General features: G+C 43.0%; 10 protein-coding genes. 1 reads left to right on the top strand and 9 read right to left on the bottom strand.

The window, feature by feature from the left end; all coding sequences use genetic code 11:
- Positions 1–36: 36 nt before the first annotated feature.
- The 8 genes from PHU20_RS13920 to PHU20_RS13885 form a co-directional block, all read right to left on the bottom strand.
- Entirely contained in the window at positions 37–894 is an 858-nt protein-coding gene (locus PHU20_RS13920; protein WP_274825996.1) for a hypothetical protein, read from the bottom strand.
- A 5-nt stretch (positions 895–899) separates the two neighbouring features.
- Positions 900–2,252 carry a vanadium-dependent haloperoxidase gene (locus PHU20_RS13915; protein WP_274825995.1) on the bottom strand — a complete coding sequence of 451 codons (1,353 nt, stop codon included), beginning with the start codon at positions 2,250–2,252 and terminating at the stop codon, positions 900–902.
- A 199-nt stretch (positions 2,253–2,451) separates the two neighbouring features.
- Complete coding sequence (locus PHU20_RS13910) at positions 2,452–5,703, bottom strand: VCBS repeat-containing protein (protein ID WP_274825994.1); 3,252 nt, start codon at positions 5,701–5,703, stop codon at positions 2,452–2,454.
- The gene (locus PHU20_RS13905; protein ID WP_476703473.1) at positions 5,700–9,014 is read right to left on the bottom strand and encodes a VCBS repeat-containing protein; all 3,315 of its coding nucleotides are present in this window, start codon (positions 9,012–9,014) and stop codon (positions 5,700–5,702) included. The genes PHU20_RS13910 and PHU20_RS13905 overlap by 4 nt, the downstream gene beginning before the upstream one ends.
- Entirely contained in the window at positions 9,014–9,634 is a 621-nt protein-coding gene (locus PHU20_RS13900) for a hypothetical protein (protein ID WP_274825992.1), read from the bottom strand. Before PHU20_RS13900 ends, PHU20_RS13905 begins: the two co-directional genes overlap by 1 nt.
- Positions 9,603–12,881 (bottom strand): VCBS repeat-containing protein, encoded by a 3,279-nt coding sequence (locus tag PHU20_RS13895; RefSeq protein ID WP_274825991.1) that lies wholly within the window; start codon positions 12,879–12,881, stop codon positions 9,603–9,605. The genes PHU20_RS13900 and PHU20_RS13895 overlap by 32 nt, the downstream gene beginning before the upstream one ends.
- Positions 12,882–12,946: 65 nt before the next feature.
- The gene (locus PHU20_RS13890; protein ID WP_274825990.1) at positions 12,947–14,551 is read right to left on the bottom strand and encodes a RagB/SusD family nutrient uptake outer membrane protein; all 1,605 of its coding nucleotides are present in this window, start codon (positions 14,549–14,551) and stop codon (positions 12,947–12,949) included.
- Between the two features lie 10 nt (positions 14,552–14,561).
- Positions 14,562–17,525 carry a SusC/RagA family TonB-linked outer membrane protein gene (locus PHU20_RS13885; protein WP_274825989.1) on the bottom strand — a complete coding sequence of 988 codons (2,964 nt, stop codon included), beginning with the start codon at positions 17,523–17,525 and terminating at the stop codon, positions 14,562–14,564.
- A gap of 334 nt (positions 17,526–17,859) precedes the next feature.
- Between PHU20_RS13885 and PHU20_RS13880 the strand changes: the two genes are divergently transcribed.
- Entirely contained in the window at positions 17,860–18,885 is a 1,026-nt protein-coding gene (locus PHU20_RS13880) for a LacI family DNA-binding transcriptional regulator (RefSeq protein ID WP_274825988.1), read from the top strand.
- Positions 18,886–18,956: 71 nt separating this feature from the next.
- Here PHU20_RS13880 and PHU20_RS13875 read toward each other — a convergent pair whose 3' ends face one another.
- Positions 18,957–20,813 carry a glycoside hydrolase family 13 protein gene (locus tag PHU20_RS13875; protein WP_274825987.1) on the bottom strand — a complete coding sequence of 619 codons (1,857 nt, stop codon included), beginning with the start codon at positions 20,811–20,813 and terminating at the stop codon, positions 18,957–18,959.
- Positions 20,814–20,869 lie beyond the last annotated feature (56 nt).

Genomic DNA, 20,869 nt, shown 5'->3' with positions numbered 1-20,869 from the left:
GCCATCACATGGGGCAAGTCAGGTTTTTTGGACGTATCATTTTGATATTTTGAAGGAGTAGAGGTTACCACCCTTTTCCCCGTTTTTTTCATCAGAAAGTAAAAGGGTGTTGTCATCCAGGAAGTTAAGTGATTCCAATTGGGTCGATATTCCCAGGTCGATGGTTTCAATATCCCCTTTAGAGAAATCATCCCATTCAAAATTGGTGAACAACCATATTTGACCGTACCCCAATAAAGCGACCGTTGAGTTATCAGGGGAAATATCGGCCGCGGTCACCCGGCAATGACCATCATCTTTACAGGTACTGAATTCCCCTATGAATTCGGCCTTATACGCTCCGGGGGTTGCAGGTACTTTGTAAATCGAAGCAATACCCGTAAAAGGTTCGGTCCGGTTCTTGGTGATAATGTAAAGGGCATTGTCATGATGGAAAAAGGCTTCGGCATCAAAATTCATTTCGGCCTTTGATGGGGGAAAATCCTTTTGTCCGGGATATTCAAAAGTAATTTTATCGGCCGCTTTGGTTTCGCTTTTTTCACTGCTCGGATCCGGGATTTTGTAAATGGTAAGGTTCTTTCTTTTGTTGTCGTTATTGCCGAAATCACCTATATAAATATTATTCTCGGTATCCTTGGTCAAATCTTCCCAATCCTTATTTTTTGCATTTTTCACCTTCAATGCTTTAAGCAGTGTTCCATTTAGGTCAACCTGATATATTTCGTCGGGATTACCATGGTCTTCGATGAACCAAACGGTATTCTTGTCCAAGATGGTCATACCTGAATTTTCCTTTATTTTTTTTGGAAGTTCGGTCAAGTAGGTAAGTTGGGCATAATTTGAACAGCTTGTCAACAGCAATAAAACGAGTAGGGTGGCGGAGATCTTTGGCATTCGAATCAATTAGAGGCTAATTCCTTTGCTTTGGTCATTTTTAGTTTGTTCAGGTGATAGGTACCGAGGTCACGCCCCTGTTTTATTCCAACTTCTATCGCCGATCTATAGTGGATCCCCCCATAAATCCTACTTAATGCCGCTTCTTGGGCGGCTTCATTGAAGGAATTGAAACTTCTGATCGGAAGACCATATGGTACTTCCACATCATCGTCAAAGGCGAAATTGTCCCCGAAAATATCGGTAAGGGCAATGGCCGCAGCTCCTGAAACCACACTATGGCCACTCGTATATTCGGGAAACGGAGGGGTCTGTAAAACCGGTAGCCAATCCTCATCGATATGCTGGTTGATCAAAGTTTCGGGACGAATCAAATTACTGCGGTATTTCTCGGCCCAACAACTGATAAAGGCATCGGCAATGGCCATTGACGTTTTTGTCAAGGCATATACCGTTGTGTCAAAATCAAGGTTCGCCTTTCTACTGGCTACTTGGGCGATACCGATCCAATGGGCCCCCGGACTTATTTTTTTCGTAGCGAACATCAAATGTCCCCGCGTTACCGAGACATAAGGGTTGCAATCCCAAAACTGGGCAATTTTGACTTCCTCCGAAGTATCCCCTTTTTGGGTAATCTCATTGCTGATATCGTAAACTTCCTTCAGTTCCTTATAAAAGGGGGAGTCCTTTTCTAACGAGAAGGTCGGGTGTGGTTGAGGTCTGAATTGATTGGCAGAATCTATGACGAACGGACGTATTTTATCCCAATGCGGCTCTATGCCATCCATATAGGCCGGAGGTGTTGGTTGCCATCTTCCCGGTTCATAGGTATCCACGGTGAATTTGGGCATGGTCCGGGTCTGATTGTAATTATCCTTGTTCATCCAATCACCGATATGCTTCGCTACCTTAAGACCATACTCTTTTGAAGCCTCGAATGTTTCTGGGTTGCTGGTGCTCCATTTTTGGTAGAGGCTATCCCTGAAGCTTTCAAGTTTATTTTCAGAAAAAATCAATTTTTTGCTCAGTTCCAAATGGGCCACAAGGGCTGCTGCCTGGTAGTTTATGGCTTTCGTGGAATCGGGTTGGGGTATGGGCGAAAGTCCGTGTACCTGACCAGACAAGGATAGGTAGTCATCATTGTTCACTGCAACGATTTCATAGGCCGCTATATTGGGGTAAGCAAATACCCGGCTTGCCACTGGGGGCGAAAAAATATCATGGATCATGATTTCGGTGACTTTCTTTATGGAAGCATGGAACTCATCGGGACCAATGGCCAAAGGTTCTTCCATTTTATTCCTGCCACACGAGGTGAGTAGGGCGATGGCGAATATCAATGATATTGTTTTTTTCATTTGCACTTAATTTTTCAATCGGTATGTCGTATAATTATCAATGTTGGGTAATATTAGTAAGCAATTTAAAAAAACGAAAGGGCTTGGGTACATTAGAAAATGTTAATATTTGTATGGTATGTTCTTGGTGGTCAATAGCTTTCTTGAATTTTCCGTTTTATCAGGATAATTTTATTTTTAAATGGACCGTACAGGTGATCTAAAGCCCGTCAATGACCAAAGCATCACTGTTATTGGTTACGACCAATAGCTTGCCATCCGATATCTTTATCAATTTACGGGCACTTGTTTCCTTGGGTAACCCTAAAGGGCGATAACTTTGAAAGTTTGTTCCATTGAAATTGTAAAGCACTCCTCCGGGATTGGCATCGCTAACCCCCAACTCATTTACATAGTCGAGATAATTGCCTACAAAATAGAGCTGTTTATCCGTCCCATCGGTATTGACGAGCATATCTTCAATAGTACTCATTTGGGCTTCTTTAGGCAATGGGGTACCTATAAAGGATGTGCCATTGTTAAAATATACCATAGATCGTAATTCGTGGATCTGCAGTTGTAATGCAATATCTTTCTCGGGAACACCGGTAAGGTCTTCGATACCCTTTATTTTGGAGAAGTCGGTGTAACTTAAAAATCGTTTTTTTAAATAAGGCAATTGTGCCATTAAGTTATCCTTTGAGGCAAAAGGAACATAGTGGCCAAAGAAATCGTAGAAAATCAACGGATCTAGTTGCCCATTTTCGTCATAATCATCAAGATAGAGTTTAACGGGTTTCTCCTGGGAAGCTTTCCATTTTAGGTTGAGCCCCGCGTTTCCCACTATTATATCTTTATGGCCATTATTATCCAAATCTTCAATACTAATGGTATTCCACATCCCATTGGTATTTTCCAGTCCGTAGGCAAGGGTTTGGTCCTCAAAACGGTCATTGCCTTTGTTTATCATCACCGTAATGGGCATCCAATCACCAATGATGACCAAGTCTAGCAGGCCATCATCATTAAGATCTGACCATTGGCTGTCGGTTACCATCCCATATCTTCCGTTCATGACGGCCTCAAAATTCCCTTCTGAGGTATTCTTTAAAATCATACTTGTTGGCGGTAGGCCGTATGCTCCGGGGATAGATCGACCTCCTAGGAACAAATCGGTATAACCGTCGGCATTGAAATCCCCGGCTGAAATGCTTCCGCCGTTGATCCTGGGTAATATGGCGTTCAATCGCTCAAAATTACCATGGCCATCATTAAGGTACACCCGGTCCTCTAGATTTTGATTGCCTTCCATAAGGTCGTTTCCACCACTGATGACGTAAAGGTCAAGATCGCCGTCATTTTCAAGGTCAAATACTTCCGCGTCTACATCCTCAAAAATTTTATCCTTAGCGAATTGCGGGGTCTTTTTAAGTTGATAGCCGCCATTTTCATCTTGTAGGAACAGGCTTGCTGCTTGGTATTTGGCTCCCCCGATAAAGATGTCTTGAAGGCCGTCCCCATTAAAATCGGCCCTGATACTGGCCGGTCCTTCAACCGATAACTTTTCAGGTATCAGGGATTCACGTTCATAATCGAAATACTTGTTTTCAATGTGGGTATATTCGAATTTTGTATAGGATTTGGGCTTGATGGCCGGCGTATAGGTATACTGGGGCAAACCTGTTTTTTTTGTTATCGTTTTAAAGGAGTTTGCCAAAAGATCTTTTTCGGTTTGGACACTTCCATCGGGCCAAATGATCTGCACGGAGTCTATTTTGGTCATCGCACCAAGGCCAAAATGCAATTTTCGGGACGATGCGGATTGAAATCCCCGGGTAACCGTTAATTCCTTGGCAAGGACCTTTGTACCGGAATGGACCCTTACTTTGGCCCCCGTGGTACTTTGCAAGCTATCGGCAAGGTCAACTACCATGAAATTATGGCCTTGGGTTTCATTCTCTAAAAGAAATACATTTTCGTTGATGTTGTTTACGACCAGATCCAAATCCCCATCAAGGTCCAGATCACTATAGGCCGCTCCATTGGAAAAGGAAGGGACTAGGCCGGCATCGGTGGTCAAACGTTCAAAATCAAGATTTCCCTTGTTTTTGAAAAGGATGTTCGACAGTTTCAAAGTCGGCATTTGTTGGATCAATTTTTTTTCTATTTCGTAAGCCTGACTCTGGGAATAATTGCTAAAATCGGTATTGCTCAGGTAATTGATATAATCCAAATCGTTGGGTCTTTTATAAATGCCATTTGTGATATAGAGATCGTTCAGGCCATCATTGTCGTAATCCTCTATCAATACCGACCAACTCCAGTCGGTCGCATGGGTGTTGGTCATCGGGGCGATGTCCGAAAAGGAGGCTTCTCCTGTATTCAATTGAAAATTATTACGTGCATACTGTTTGCCAAATCCGAAATCGGACTTTATTTGACTTACCTTATCAGAATCTTCCCCCCCCGATTTCATGAAAACCTCATGGTCGAAGGGCATCATGTCCAAGGTGAAAATATCCTGTAGGCCATCATTGTTCATGTCCCCGATATCGGCACCCATGGTAAAGCGTGTGGTATGGTTTAACCATGCTGCCCCCATTTCCTTGAACGTTTTGTCCCCTTGATTTATATAGAGATAATCATTTTCATGAAAATCGTTGCCCACATAAATATCCAAGAGGCCATCTTGATTGATATCAGCGGCGACCAAGGCAAGGCCGTAGCCCAAAGCGCTCGAATAAATTCCTGAAGTATGGGTTACATTTTCAAAAGAAAGGACACCTTCATTTAATTTGTTCTCATAAAAACGATCCCCGGCAAGGGAGTCTTTCTCCTTTCGTTTATGGGCTTTTCCATAACTACGCGGTGTATGGATGGAACAGTTCATAAGGTACATGTCCATGTCCCCATCGTTGTCATAATCCATAAAAGCCGCTTGTGTCGAAAAGCCCGAAAAGTCAAGACCAACCTGTTCGGAAACCTCTTCAAAGGTCTCGTTGCCTTTATTCAAATACAAAAGGTTATGGGCTTTCAACCCTTTGTAATTCCCCACTTTCGAGACATAAATATCCAATAGGCCATCGTTGTTCACATCTTCCATGGTCGCTCCGGAAGACCAGGTGGAGTCTATGGCAATACCTGCCGTTGCGGTTATATCCTTAAACCTTAGGTTCCCGAGATTCAGAAATAATTTATCGGGCGATTGGTTCGCCGTTAAATAGATATCGTCCAATCCGTCATTGTTGATATCCCCAAGGGCGACCCCTCCGCCGTTATAATAATAAAGATATTCAATGATATTGAGGTCATTTTTTGGGGATAGGGTATTGGTAAAGTTCAACCCACTGAGTTCTGCAGGTATCGATTTAAAATATAGGGTTGGTCTTTTTTCAGCAAGTTCCTCATTTTTCTTTGAGCAACTTACCAGGATAATTGCCAACAGTGCTAGTATGCCTTTTCGGTATGTCATCTAATGTTGTACTTGAATATGGCCAAGGAGTCATTGTTCCTAGACACGATTACTTTATGGTCACTTATTTTGATATCACGGATTTCTCCCAAAAGTGAAAATCCTTGTCCTTTGTTATGGGCCTTTAAGGTGCCATCAATGTTTTCAAGGTATAATCCGAAAGAGGCATCATAACGGCCTACTTCGGGTTTGGTATTATAAAGGTTTCCCCCTAAAAGCACGTCCTGGTCGCCATCATTGTCAAAATCGGCTGAAGCGATGGCATAAATGGGGGATAGCTGCGCTTCAATAGGTAATGGTACTACATTGAATTCCATATTCCCTTCATTGATGAGGAGTGTTGAGGTCAGCTTATTGGCCTGTAATTTTACCGCCCCCTCCAATTGGGATTCGGAGAGTATGTCCTTTATACTGGCATCTTTGAAAGAAGCAAAGTCGGGATATTTCTTTTTAAGGTCTTTTAATTGTTCTATAAGATTATGCCTTAGATTGTACGGATATTCTTTGCCGTTATCCGCGGTAAAGGTCATTATGGGGTCTATAAATCCATTTTGGTCAAAATCACTGATATAAAGGTTTATGGGTTTGTCCCGACTTGCTTTAAATCGGGAATTCTCCCCATGGTTGCCCAAAACCAAATCAATATCGCCATCATTATCCAAGTCTACCGGATGGACGGTTCTCCACCAACCGTGTAAAGCGGCCAATTGATTATTAGGGGCCTTTACGAAATGGCCCCCTTCGTTTTTGAAGATTTCGATACCCATATACTCCCCTATGATAAGGAGCTCATTTTTGGCATCGGCATCAAGATCTATGAACAGGGCATCCGTTATCATTCCCAAGTTTTGCAGTTCGGGCGCTATTTCGGCAGTGATATCCTTGAAATTCCCCTTTCCATCATTCTGCAAAATAAACCCGGATCCCGGCATGCCGTATTGGGTGGGTATGCTGCGTTCCCCAACAAAAAGATCCAAATCACCATCATTGTCGATATCATCGCTAATTACGGTCGAAGTACTATGATTCCCATTAATGTTGGGTAGGAGTTGGGGGGAAAGTGAAAAATTGCCGCGTCCGTCATTAAAATAAAGACGGTCTTTTAGGTAGCTGGAAAACTTGGAGAATTCCACGCCACCACTGCAAACATATAAGTCTTGATCGCCATCGTTGTCGGCATCGAAAAAGAGACTGCCCCCATCTTCAGCATTGATGTTCTTATTGAAATCCGGGATTTTACTTTCGATAAAACCGTTGCCATTACCGATCAATAGGGTAGATAAACTACCTTTTGCCCCTCCGATGAAAAGATCATCGAGTCCGTCGTTATTTACATCGGCTATGGCCATTTTTGGACCTTCGGTACTTAACATATGGGGCAGTAACCGATCTCTGTCAAAATCCACAAAACGGTTTTCGGTATGTTTAAACGGGAGGTTCATGGCACTACGTACAAATATCCCCTGGGGTGTGGCATCGGTTTTTTTGTCGGGTGCGACACCTTGATGTTCAAATAATTCTATGGTTTGATTGGCCGCTACGTGCTTGAGAACGGTAATTTTACCGGAAGGCCATACCACTTGTACACTTACCGAATCGTTGGCATTTAGCCCAAAATTCGGGCGAAGGTCCATACTTGATTGAAAACCACGGATAGGTTGTTGTTCTTGATAAAGGGTTTCGTCCTTGGTTTCAACTTTGATCTTTGCACCAATGGCATTGGTGTTCTTTCCCTCGCCATGAAGTATCATTTTAAGATAGTTGGTCCCCTGTTCTTTATCGGCGTGGTTCCTGTAAACGAACGACTGCATGTTCACATTGTTCACCACAAGGTCGTAATCCCCATCATTATCCAGGTCTCCATAGGCCGAACCATTGGAAAAGCTGGGGGTATTCAGACCCGATTCCCAATTTCTTTCGAATTTCAGATTCCCTAAATTTTTATAGGCGTGATTGGGGACCTTGTTCGAAGGAATTATCTCGATCAACCGGTCATAATCGACTTCATTGCCCGAAACAATGGTTTGGATCGCCGCATCACTCGATATGTATTGAAGATAGTCTTGGTCGGTCAAATCTTTATAAATGCCATTGGCGATGAAAAGATCTTTAAGACCGTCATTGTCCATGTCGAAAAACAAGGCTCCCCAACTCCAATCGGAAGCCTCGACACCGCTGAACCTGCCGATTTCACTAAAGGTCGAATTCCCATTGTTCAGCTGTAAGGTGTTTCGTGTAAATTGATGGTAATACCCATTTTTAAGGTTGTGTTGGTATTTGTTCCAATCTTCAAATGTTGTAACGGTTTTAAGCCTATCGTATTCCGAAGGGAGCATTTCGGTGACAAATAAATCGATATTGCCGTCATTATTGATGTCGGCCGCATCGGCCCCCATCGAAGCACTGCTCAGGGATTGGATCTGTTCGGTCAACGTTTCCTTAAAGGTGCCGTCTTTTTGATTGATGTAAATGTAATCCCGTTCAAAAAAGTCATTGGAAACGTATATGTCTTCCCAATCATCATTGTTGAGGTCACCGACCGTAACTCCCAGTCCAAAACCGATAACACTTCCGTATATCCCCGATGCTTCACTTACATCGGTAAAAGTATCCCCATCGTTTCGCAATAATTTATCCCCTCCGAGAACATCGCGTTCAAAGCGTTCATTACGTTGCAGGTTAAAACTTCCTATGGAACGGTAAGAATTGTTAAGGAGGTAAACATCAAGGTCGCCATCCCGGTCATAATCAAAAAACGAAGCGTGGGTCGAGAACCCCCTGTCATCGAGTCCGTATTTTTTGGCGGCTTCGGTAAAAGTCACCTGACCCGTTTCGGTATTGGGGCCATTGTTTATGAACAGCTCGTTTTCTTTGTTGTCACCGACTATGTCACCGGAATTACAGACATAAATATCCAAATACCCATCGGCATTTATATCTACCATGGTGACCCCGGTAGACCAAGCTTTTGTTCCCCCAACATGGGCTTTATCGGTAATGTCCTCGAATTTAAACCCACCTTTGTTCAGGTAAAGGCGGTTTGATTTCAAGTTCGAGGTGAAATAAATATCCAAGAGTCCATCGTTGTTGACATCGCCAAGAGCGACCCCGCCTCCGTTATAGAAATTACGGTATTTATAAACATTGAAGTCGTGGTCATAATTTAGGTCATTCACAAAATTTATACCTGTATCCGTACTGTCCATTAATTGGAACAAGGTTTGGGGATCTTGGTTGGCATTATCTTTTTGCGTGCAGGAAAAAATAAGGATGCAGGCTAAAATAGTAACTACGAAAAATATTTTTTTCATCATTTTGATTGTTTGAACTTTTCGGGGTATTTGTATTTCAGATCTTCGATTTTGACGACCACGTTCTTTATCCCTTTGGGGTACACCATGATTTGTCGGTTACCATCGACTTTTACATAGGTGTCCGAATCCAATTTATCCGATTTTATGGACATGAACCTGTTTCCGGGAAACCATCTCAATAGGGTGTCGATTAAGACCGGGACCAATTTATCGCTGTATAGGTCATCGTTCCACGGTGCCCAGGCTTTATAGGAGAATTCCATGTCCATTCCTGTCATGATATTATTTTCGTTGAAGTTCCCATAAAAAAGCATCAAAATGGCAGTTAGGTTTTGGTTATTGTCATTGGAGCTTAATTGGTATTGAACGGATCGATTGTTCGGACCTTGGGTTACCAATCCTTTATTGTTCAGTTTCCAACAGTGGTCGAAGAAATCCTGTTTGGTGTAACCAAACGACATTCCCAAAACCAAACTATCCTTCAGGACCCCTTTATCGGCCTCCCGGTTGACCGTTTTCGTATATTCCGACTCACAGGAAATAAGCGAGGCGATACCCAGCAAAAAACTTGAAAGTAAAATTAACTTACGGTATTTCATGAAATTGTATTTCATCATTGTTTAAAGCGGTTAATACTAATGTTTTGTCTTTATAGGGAAGGATGGCAAAATTCCTGATCTGTCCCGGTATTCCCAAGCTTTCGATTTTTACGGTGTTATAGGTCTTTTCTTTGTTCAATTGTCCTAAAAGCAACCATCCCTTCGAAGCATCCTGTCTTCCAAATTGGGGTTTTACCAAATATTGGTTACCACCTAGAAGTATATCTTTTATTCCATTCCGATCTGCATCCACAATTTCAATTGCAGCGATATTGGAGTATTGTGCCTCAGGGGGTAGGGCATTTTTGATAAAGGTGCCTTCCGAATTCAGGAATATAGTGGATTCAACGATGTTGATATCCAGTATTTTGGCATCTTTCAGGTCTTCATCGGAAAAAATGTCATTCATGGCCGCTGTGGCGTAATCCTTAAAATACAAAAATTTCGATTTTAGGTAAGGTAATTGTGATATGAGTTCATCCCGGTCGACAATCGGAAAATACTTTTGCCCTATTTTATGGCAAATTATCTGTTCTGAAAATCCGTTGCCATCAAAATCCTTGATGAACATTCGGTTGCCGGGTTTATAAAAGGTGTTAGTTCCGATGTTACCACCGATAATATCCAGATCCCCATCATCGTCTATGTCGGTCAGCTTAAGTGATGTCCACATCCCATTTGAATTTTCGAACCCGTAGCTGGAGGTTTCATCGGTCAGGACACCTTTTTTATTGATGAATATTTTAATGGGCATCCATTCCCCCGCGACAATAAGATCGTCCCATCCATCGGCGTTTATATCGCCCCAGGCAGCGTTGGTTACCATCCCGAGGATTTTAAGGTCCTTATGTTCCGCGATTTCAAAATGATTATCCCCATTATTCTTTAGGATATAGCTAGATACATCCGCACCATAGGTTTCGGGGTCGAACCTGCCCCCGACAAATAGATCCCAATCCCCGTCTTTATCAAAGTCATTGGCTACTACCGTTGACGTACTGAGCGGAAAGGGAAAGGGAAGGGGGTTTTTGGCTTTTGAAAATACACCATGTTCATTTATATACAATCGATCATTGAGCAGGGCATCATATTTTGAGAAAGCTTTACCTCCGCTGCAAACGTATAGGTCTAGGTCCCCATCATAATCGCTGTCAAAAAAAAGTGCGTCGGTATCCTCCGACCTTTTATCGGTCTCAAAGGGCTTGTCGATTTCTTTGTATGTCGAACCTTGGGAGAGGAATAGGCTTCCTTTTTGGTTTTTGGCCCCTCCCATATAAATATCCAAAATGCCGTCCCCGTTGATATCCGCTGTAGCCAAAGCCGGACCTTCATTATTCGACATATGGGGTAAAAGGCGTTCCCGGTTAAAATCGATAAAGGTATTTTCTTTGTGTTTAAAATGGAACAAGGGATCGGTCTTCGCAAGGGTAATAAGGGGCTTATCTGGGGTTTTGAACATGGGGTTTTTTGGTGTATTAAGGGGTTCCTGATACACAAAAGATTTATTCGATGGTAAATTATATGCTTTGGTAATCGTTTCATTCGGCCAAACTATGGTCAGGCTGTCGACCAATTTTGATGCGCCCAATCCAAAATGGATGCCGGTATCGACAGAACTTTGGAATCCCCTACTGGGATAATTCTCTGCCATGGCCTTTTGACCGTCACTATAATAAATGATGGCCTTCGTACCTATGGCTTGGGTATTTTCCGAAGAAGAGGAAAACTTAAGATGGATACTTCGGTTCTTTAGGGTATCGGTCTTGTTTTCGTAAACGAAAGAGGGCATATTGACATTGTTTACCACAAGGTCAAGATCGCCGTCATTATCAAGGTCGGCATAAGCACTTCCGTTACTGAAACTGGGTGTTGCCAGCCCAAAGTCTTCCGATTTGTCCTCGAATTTAAACCCTCCCATATTTTTATAGGAAGTATTGGAAATGGCTTGGGAAGGCATAAGGTCGATAAGCTTCATTATCACCTCGTTTTGTGTTTTCATCATATTCCTTACCTTTTCCTCATTGGCCATATAGGTTAGATAATCCCTGTCCAGAAGGTCTTTGTAAATACCGTTGCTAATGAATATATCACGTAGGCCATCATTGTCCATATCGAAAATCAAAGAGGCCCAACTCCATTCCGTGGCATGAACCCCGGAAAAGCGTCCTACTTCATAAAAACCGTTGGGGCCCATGTTCCTCTGTAATACATTTCTCGGAAATTGGTGTGCATAACCTTGTTTTACCCCAAGGCTGAATTTGTCCCAGGATTCATAAATTGCTTTAGTGCGTTGGCGCTCTATGTTTTTAGGCAACATTTCGGTGACCATAAGGTCGGGTAGCAGATCGTTATCCAGATCTGCGGCATCGGCACCCATTGAACCCATTGAAAATGAGGATATGGCATTTTCGGCCATCTCGTCAAAGCCGCCATTTTTATTGTTCAGGTAGAGGTAGTCCCTTTCGAAAAAATCATTTGAAATAAAGAGATCGGGCCATGAATCCCCATTAAAATCACTAAGGGTAATGCCCAGTCCAAACCCGATACTACTGGTATAAATCCCGGCCTCACTGGAATAATCGACAAATTTTCCGTTTTCATTCTTCAGGAATTTATTGCCGGTATCGCTGGGTATTTTGCGTTGATCCTTGATCAAATCGTATCCTCCAACCGATTTTATGGAATTGTTCAATAAGTAACAGTCTAAATCCCCATCCTTGTCATAATCGAAAAATGCGGCTTGTACCGATAATCCGGTTATATCCAGTCCGTATTTTTTGGATTGTTCGGAAAATGTCAGGTCCCCGTTATTGATAAAAAGTTCGTTGTGCCGATTGGTACCATTGGGTTTGCCCGATTTACAGACGTAAATATCCACAAGACCATCATGGTTAATGTCCACGAATGTCGCCCCTGAGGACCAAATGTCCTTACAAGCCACCCCGGCAGTATCGGTGATGTCTTCAAATTGCCAATCGCCTTTGTTCAAATACAGGCGGTTATCGACAATATTTCCTGTGAAATAAAGATCGGGAAGACCGTCATTGTTGATGTCCCCTATGGCTATGCCACCTCCATTATAGAAGTTACGGTAGGTATATGGGTTAAAATCCTCGGTATAGGTCAGTGTATTCTGGAAATCAATGCCACGGTTCTCCCTGAGTTCAAAAAGGGGGTGTTCTTGGGTAATGGGTCGTTGCTTACCATCCCGTGAGCATGATAGTGAAAAAAACAGGCTGATGACCAATAAAAAACAGGTTCTCATTTGGGTTGGTTGAATAGAAAAAAGGGTTACTCAATGTAACCCTTTTTATTCAATAAAACTATGTATTAGTATCCTGGATTTTGAGTTAATGTGCCTTGTGCCGCATCAATTTGAGGTTGCGGAATAGGGAACAGGGATTTGTATGCATCGCTGTTTGTTTTTTCCCACCATGGGTCATCATATTTGCCAAAACGGATCAGATCCTGCCTTCTTGTAGCTTCCATGAACATTTCACGTCCCCGTTCCGCTAAAAAGGAATCTGCGTCTATGGTGGTCATGGCGTCTAGACCTGCCCTTGCCCGGATCGTATTTACATCGGCCGCCGCCATAGACCAATCCCCGGTCGCTCGTGCCATACCTTCGGCCCGGATCAAATAAAGTTCACCCAAGCGGATAATGGGCATGTCATTGTCCATTTCCTGTCTTTGGAAAAGGCGGTTACTGAATTTACCCAAACGGGCTCCCCCTTTTCTAGAGGCGTTAGGCTCCAATTCATTGATGTCAGGGGTGTAATTCAATTCCAATTCCCCATCGGTGGCCGCATAGTCCAATATAGCGGACCCATTGTAGTCATACTGTTGCCCCACTATAAAACTGGCCGCTTTACGGGCATCGTCATCGTCATAGGAATTGTAGAAATCTTCCAAGGCCGAATACCCGTTCCAGGGTTGATTTTCGAAATTCCATGTAAATTGACTGGAGTAGTGAAGCGACATGACGTGGAAATTCATTCCCCCACCTGTCGCGGCATCGTAGGCAATTGACCAGATGATTTCCGGATTGTCTTGATTGTTGGGGGCAAAAACAGCGGCATACCCTTCCAATTCATCGGGGTCGGTGTCCACCGCAGGTCTTTTACCTGGGTTGGGAACACTACAACCTTCCCCACAAAGAATGTATCCTGAATTGTCTATGACATAAGAGGCCGCATTGGCCGCTTCGGTATATCGGGGTGTCCCGGTATAGACCTCGGCATTCAAATAGAGTTTTGACAATAATCCAAGAGCGGCATATTGGTTGACACGATATGGGTTCACATCAACACCGAGTGGGCTATTGGACAAGTCCATTGAGGCGGTTACGGAAGGAATCCCTATGGCAGCCAACAGTTCGCTTTCAACAAAATTGAACACTTGCAACCGTGTCGATTGTGGAGCATCCGTACCTGTGGAGGTTATAATTTTAACACGACCATAGAGATCCAATAACCTAAAATAGAACAACGCCCGCAATACCCTTATTTGTGCCGTCTGATTGGCATCCAAGGAGGTTGCCAATAAATCGTTACAGGCTGCGATTGCCGTGTAGGTTTGTGACCAGGTACCATCGATAGGACCATTGGAAGGCCCATAGGTATGGCGATGCATATCGATCCAGATACCCCCATCGTACCAGTCGCCCCCTTTTTGGGTCACTGCCATTTCATCGGTCGATACGGATTGTATGGACCAATAGCCGCCATGATTGGCACTACCTGAACTACGCAATTGGCTGTAGGCCACACTAAGGGCATCATTACCCCCGTTACCACCACCTTCAAAATCGCTGCTGGCCTCCACAATACTCACTGCATTGTCGATCTCACCAATCAGGTCTTCTTCCAAATCCGTACAGGAAGCAAAGAACGCCCCACTGCACATCAATAATATTTTGAATATATTTTTTTTCATTGCTTATTTTTTAAAAGTTTACGTTTAGTCCCAAAGTAAAAGTGCGTGCGGCAAAGTAATTGCTCCTACGGTCAATACCGGGAATAAGAGGGTCAAAAGCAGCAGTAGAGGTAAAGCCGCCATTATCGGCTTCCGAACCCCTGTCCTGTAATGCCGGTTCGGGATCTGAACCTGTATAGTTGGTAATGGTAAAGAGGTTCTGGGCGCTGGCCGTAATACGTACCCCTTTAACATAATCGTTTTCCTTGATATCGAAAGTATAGCCTATAGATAGGTTATCCAATTTGAAGAAGTCGGCTTTTTCAACATATAAGGAGCTGAATTTGGCATTTGTGATTTCAGGATTGGCCAATTCCGTATTGACGAAGTTGTAAGACCCTTGGCTACCTACCCGCGGCTCGTAAAAGGCCCTATAGGTATTGATCAAACTGTGGCCGAAAGCTCCCCTAAAGAAAGCATTCAGGTCCCAGTTTTTGTAACTAAGTTGGTTGGTCCATCCTATCTCAAAATCGGGAGTACCCTTACCCAATACCTTAAAATCACCGTCTGGGTCCAAGGCGTTATTCTGGGCTGTCAGTAGTTGGCCATCGTTATTGACGTCCTCAAGGACTTGATTTCCGTCAACGACTTCACCCGTGAAAACAGGTCCCCATATCTGACCTATTTCCTCTCCTTCCTTTATCCGGATCATATCGGTATCATTTTGGCCAGGTGCCCCCAAAGAACCTCTCATTTCTTGGGGTATGGTGTATTTTTCCAAGGTGGTCTTGTTTCTGGATAGTACGATACCGGAATTGTAATTCAATTCTTCGGATTTCAAAATATCGTAATTTACGGCAAGTTCAAACCCTTGGGATTTTAATTCCCCTGCATTTTCCCATCTTCTTCCTGTGGGGTAAATGGTGACATCCACGTCCCTTTCCAAAATGAAATCGCTTACATTCCTCGTATAAATATCCAATGTCGCACCCAGTCTTCCGGCGGCAAATTCAATACCATAGTTGGTTTCCGCCTTTTCTTCCCATTTTAAATCCGGGTTCGCATCCGTAAGTTGGTTACTGCTCAAACGTCCATCGGCAGGTTCATACAATGACTTGGAAAGGCCATTGTTGGAAGGTAAGGCCCCTGTTACCCCATATCCGATACGGACTTTCAATAGATCTATTTTGTTCAAATTCAAATAGTTGTTGAGGTCGGCACCTATACCCACGGCCGGGAAAGTGGCCCATCTATTATTTGCGCCAAATTTTGTGGAACCTTCACGACGTATGGAAGCATTAAAGAAAATGGCGTTGTCAAATGTGGCACTGGCCCTTCCGAAAAAGGCAATGATACGGTCTTCTGGTGAGGCGTTGCTGTTTATATCGATAAACCCGGCATTCTCCAGATCTTGTGACCATTCCAAGGCATTGATATACTGCAGATCGTCATTGGGAAAATCGCCCATTGACAAAAAGTAGTCGTATTGGGTGGTTTCCTGCCATGAGTAACCACCGGTAAAGGTGATATCGGCCCGCCCAATACTGGTTCTATAGGTAGAGTACAATTCGAACAATTTGAATTCTTGATCTTCATTGTACAATCGTGCCAGCCCCTTTCTTATCGGACTTGAGGCGTTACCCCTCCATAGTGAAGTGGTTCTATAGTATTCTTTATTGAGCAATTTACTTGATTGTTGGGAGATCATGGCGTTCAAATCCCAATTGTCGATGATTTTGAAATTGAAATTGGCACTATAGGTAAATTCACTCTTTTCACCATTATTGGTATTTTGTTGGATGATGGAAACCGGATTGAAACTATCGAACAATCCCAAGGTCTCAAAATACCCACCGTAAGTAGCGGCGTCGAAATCATAGGGGGAGTCTGCGCCAAAAACGGGTGCAGTTGGGTTGTAAAGCAAGGCGTAGCGTAAGGCTTCGTTGAAACCGTATCTGCTCTTTCTTTTGGTATACGACATGTTGAAATCTATTTTCAGGCGATCGTTCAATGTGAAAGTGGTTACGCTTGCCCGGGTATTGTACTGTTTGAACCCTGAGTTTCTAAGTATCCCTTGGGCATTTCTGAAGTTTCCTGATATGCGGTAGGAGGTATTCCCATCACCACCCGAAATGGCCACGTTGTTTATCTTGGTCGTCCCATCCATGGTTACCAGATCCAACCAGTCGTTTCTTTGCCCCAGATCCACACCACCGGCGGCGGCGAACTCATTGGCCGACATCACATCCACATGGTTGGCGATCGTGGATACGGCCAAGGAACCATTGTAATCCACGCTTGTAACGCCCGCAGTACCACGTTTTGTGGTCACAAGAATTACCCCACTGGAACCCCTTGTTCCGTATATGGCTGCGGCGGAACCGTCTTTTAAAACGTTGACACTGGCAATGTCATTGGGGTCAACGTTATTCAGGGATGCCCCTACAACACCATCGATGACCACTAAAGGTTCCGAATTGGCTCCAACGGTGGAAATACCCCTTAAACGAATTACGGCATCCTCATTGGGGTTACCGCCTTTGTTATAAATACTTAAACCAGCGACCTTTCCCTGGAGTAGTTGGGAAGCGTCGTTGACCGTACCTTTGTTGAACGCCTCTTCATCAACTACTGCTACCGCAGAGGTAATCTCCTTTTTGGTAGAGGAACCATAACCAACAATGACCACCTCATCCAAGGCTTGGGCATCTTCAGTCAACAGCACATCAATATTGGTTTGGCCATTAACGGCAATTTCTTGGGTACTGAACCCAACATAACTAAATACCAATGTGGCATTTTCGCCTACGTTGATCGTAAAGTTGCCATCGAAATCGGTTTGTGTTCCATTGGTTGTCCCTTTTTCGACAACACTCGCCCCGGGTAAGGGACCATTGGCATCGGAAACCGTTCCCGATACCTCTTGGGCCTGTGCCCATCCAAAGCATATAAAAGCTCCGACAAGCATAAAGCTACGCAGTAATTTAATCTTCATAAAGAATTGATTTAAGTTGAGTTAATTTTGTTCTAGTTTCTAAAAATATCCAAATTTTTGTTAAAATTTGGATAAACATCATTCAACACCTTGCGAAAACGTTTTCGTGTTGATAACTTCCAAAAATTGGAATATTTTTATATATACATCCTATGTGTTTAAGATAATATAATATTATTGCTAAAAATATGGGGGATTGATACGTTGGCTTAAATATATACAAATTTTTTAATATAGTGCATATACCTTGATTTTTCCTAATAAAATCTTAACTTTATTAGACGGCATCCTGCCTAAGATCTGGAGTATTTATATATGTATTTGGCATTACACCATGAGACGGAAAATAACTTTAAAACAGATTGCAAGGGAATTGGGGGTTTCGATTTCCACGGTCTCAAAAGCACTTAACAACAGCAAAGAAATAAGTGAGGATACCATACAGAAGGTACAGGCCTTTGCCAAACTTTATAATTACAGGCCCAATAATCTTGCCATAAGTTTAAAAAGTAATCGTACCAAGAACATCGGGGTGATCATACCGGATATTGTCCATTACTTTTTTACTACGGTCTTCAGGGGTATTGAACAGTATGCCAAAATGAAGGGATACAAGGTTATAACCTATGTTTCGGATGAATCCCTTACTAAGGAGGTCATCAACATGGAGCTGTTGTCCAATGGAAGTGTGGATGGTTTTATTATGGCTTTGTCGGCCGAAACCCAAAAAGCGAACGATTTTGAACATTTAAGACGTATAGAGAACCTGCAAATCCCCTTTGTTCTTTTTGATCGTGTTACCGATGAAATTGATTGTGACAAGGTATTGATCAATGATCAAGAAGCGGCCTATATGGCAGTTACGAAGTTTTTGGACAATGGGAGGAAAAAGATAGCCCTGATCACTACAGCGGAATATTTTAGTGTGAGTCATGGGCGTGAGAAGGGGTATAGACAGGCGCTTAGGTCTTATGGGTTGCCCATACAGGAGGATCTTATATTAAGATTACCCATTACGGATTTGGATGCGGAAGTCATCCATACATTTTTCGATAAAAATGACATTGACGCCGTGTTGTGTGTCAATGAGGTTTTTGCAGTTTATGGGATGAATCTTGTTCAACAAAGAGGTGTCAAAGTGCCCGAAGAAATGGAGTTTATCGGCTTTACCGATGGAATTTTGTCAAAATATGCCAAACCGGGACTTACCTCCATGTCACAACACGGTTTTGAAATGGGAGTGATGGCCGCAAGATTGCTGATCGATAGGATAGAAAGTAATCTTAGGAAAGTAGAGAAACCCTTCCAGACCGAAATCATAGCATCTACCCTAGTCGAAAGGGAGTCAACCTTAAATTGACTTCCCTTGATGATCGGCCAAACCTTAGTTTCATAACCCTGGATCAAATCGGGGAACCTGATCCTTACAAATTAATGGACTTCTATGATCATGGAGCTCATGGCCTTGATCGATATTTTTTTAACCGCGTTGAATTCGGTGCCATATAATATGTCTTTACCGGTCAGTGAATTTCCCAAAATTTCCTGATAGGGTTTTAAGTCCACGACCATGTCCTTGTCATTCTTATTAAGGATCACCATAATCTTTCCACTATCGTCATATCGGAAAAGGACATAGATCTCATCTTGGTTTTTTGGGGCAAAATGCATCAATTTACCATGATGTATTACGGGGGAATCCTTTCGCCAATTCATTAACTTTTTGACAAACTGTTGGGCTTCTTTCTCTTTTGCGGATAGCCCTTTACCCGTAAAGGCATTGATTTTGTCATTTTTCCATCCACCGGGAAAATCCGACCTGATGATTCCATGGTCCTCGGTACCGGGGTTTTTCATCAAAATTTCGGTACCGTAGTATATTTGGGGAATGCCGCGAATCGTTGCGATATAGGTCAAGGCTAATTTGTATTTCTCGAAATCCTCATTTACTTGGGTATAGATCCTGCTCATATCATGGTTGTCGGGGAAGACTACCAGATTGTTGGGATCTGGGTATAGGTAATCCTGACCTAGGGTTTCATAGAGGTCTGTCCAGGATGAAGCCCATGTTTTCTCTTTGTTCAATGAAGTGACCAAGGCGTTTTGCAACGGAAAGTCCATTAAACTTTTCAGATAAGAATCATATCCATTGTGGTTTTTCTTTCCTTTTTGCCAATAGGAAACAATGGTGGGCCGAGTTACCCATTCTTCCCCTACGATATTGAAATTGGGGTATTCATCCATAACGGCTTTGGTCCAGTCGCTCATAAAGTACATATCGGGATAGGGGTAGGTATCCATGCGAATGCCGGAAATTCCCGAGTACTCGATCCACCATAAGGTATTTTGAATCAAGTATTTGGCCATAGATCCATTGCGTTGGTTCAAATCGGGCATACTGGGTACGAACCATCCATCAAAGAATTGTTTGTAATCTATCTTTGAGGCATAGGGGTCCAATATCACCGTTTTTTTATGATTGGTCTCGGTATACTCAGGCCATTGGTTGATCCAGTCTTCCGAGGGCAGATCTTGCATCCACCAGTGATCCAGACCACAGTGGTTGGCAATCATGTCCATGATCACTTTCATTCCTTTGTCACCGGCTTTTTTGCACAATGCCTTAAAGGATTCATTGCTACCGTATCTTGGGTCTACCTTATAAAAATCGGTAGTGGAATAACCGTGGTAGCTGTAGGTTTCCATATCGTTTTCCAGGATGGGATTGATCCAGATAGCGGTGAAGCCCAAGTCCTTGATATAGTCCAAACTATTGACGATTCCCTTTACGTCTCCACCGTGCCGTCCGCCTTTAAAAGAGCGGTTTGCTTTTTCTTTTAATCCGGCTACATTGTCATTTTCAACGTCACCATTGACAAACCTATCCGGAGTGATCAGGTAAATGGCATCAGCAGTGTCGAAACCTTCCACATTTTTGCTTTCCGGGTCTCTTGGCAATAGGGGATAAGAGTGAACAATGGATGTGCTTCCATTTTTCGTGAACCTTAGGGTAAGATTACCGGGTCGGGTGTCCCCGGCGATCTCAATATCGAGAAACAGATAATTCTTATTCGGAACTTGTTTGATCTGTTTTAATCTGACCCCTTCATAGGCATCCATGGAAACCGAATAGGAAGCAATATCCTTTTCATAAACCATTAATTCTATTTCGTTATAGTGCATTCCGACCCACCAATTGGGTGGTTCAACCCTATTTATGGTTTGTTGCCCATAGCTAAATGCTAACTGTAGGAGGACCATTGGAATAAAAAATAGAACCCTTTTCATCCGATTTGATTTAAATTGTTCGATCATGTGATGGTTTATGGACTTTAAGTGGCGTT

This window comes from Maribacter polysaccharolyticus, from assembly GCF_028882255.1.
In the GTDB taxonomy this organism is placed as follows: Bacteria; Bacteroidota; Bacteroidia; order Flavobacteriales; family Flavobacteriaceae; genus Maribacter_A; species Maribacter_A polysaccharolyticus.
This window is presented reverse-complemented; position numbering and strand designations above follow the sequence as displayed.

Excerpts from the sequence above, each read along its gene's own strand:
- PHU20_RS13905 (WP_476703473.1), bottom strand. The coding sequence starts at position 9,014 with ATGAAAAAAATATTTTTCGTAGTTACTATTTTAGCCTGCATCCTTATT.
- PHU20_RS13920 (WP_274825996.1), bottom strand. The coding sequence starts at position 894 with ATGCCAAAGATCTCCGCCACCCTACTCGTTTTATTGCTGTTGACAAGC.
- PHU20_RS13910 (WP_274825994.1), bottom strand. The coding sequence starts at position 5,703 with ATGACATACCGAAAAGGCATACTAGCACTGTTGGCAATTATCCTGGTA.
- PHU20_RS13880 (WP_274825988.1), top strand. The coding sequence starts at position 17,860 with ATGAGACGGAAAATAACTTTAAAACAGATTGCAAGGGAATTGGGGGTT.
- PHU20_RS13885 (WP_274825989.1), bottom strand. The coding sequence starts at position 17,525 with ATGAAGATTAAATTACTGCGTAGCTTTATGCTTGTCGGAGCTTTTATA.
- PHU20_RS13915 (WP_274825995.1), bottom strand. The coding sequence starts at position 2,252 with ATGAAAAAAACAATATCATTGATATTCGCCATCGCCCTACTCACCTCG.
- PHU20_RS13895 (WP_274825991.1), bottom strand. The coding sequence starts at position 12,881 with ATGAGAACCTGTTTTTTATTGGTCATCAGCCTGTTTTTTTCACTATCA.
- PHU20_RS13890 (WP_274825990.1), bottom strand. The coding sequence starts at position 14,551 with ATGAAAAAAAATATATTCAAAATATTATTGATGTGCAGTGGGGCGTTC.
- PHU20_RS13900 (WP_274825992.1), bottom strand. The coding sequence starts at position 9,634 with ATGATGAAATACAATTTCATGAAATACCGTAAGTTAATTTTACTTTCA.
- PHU20_RS13875 (WP_274825987.1), bottom strand. The coding sequence starts at position 20,813 with ATGAAAAGGGTTCTATTTTTTATTCCAATGGTCCTCCTACAGTTAGCA.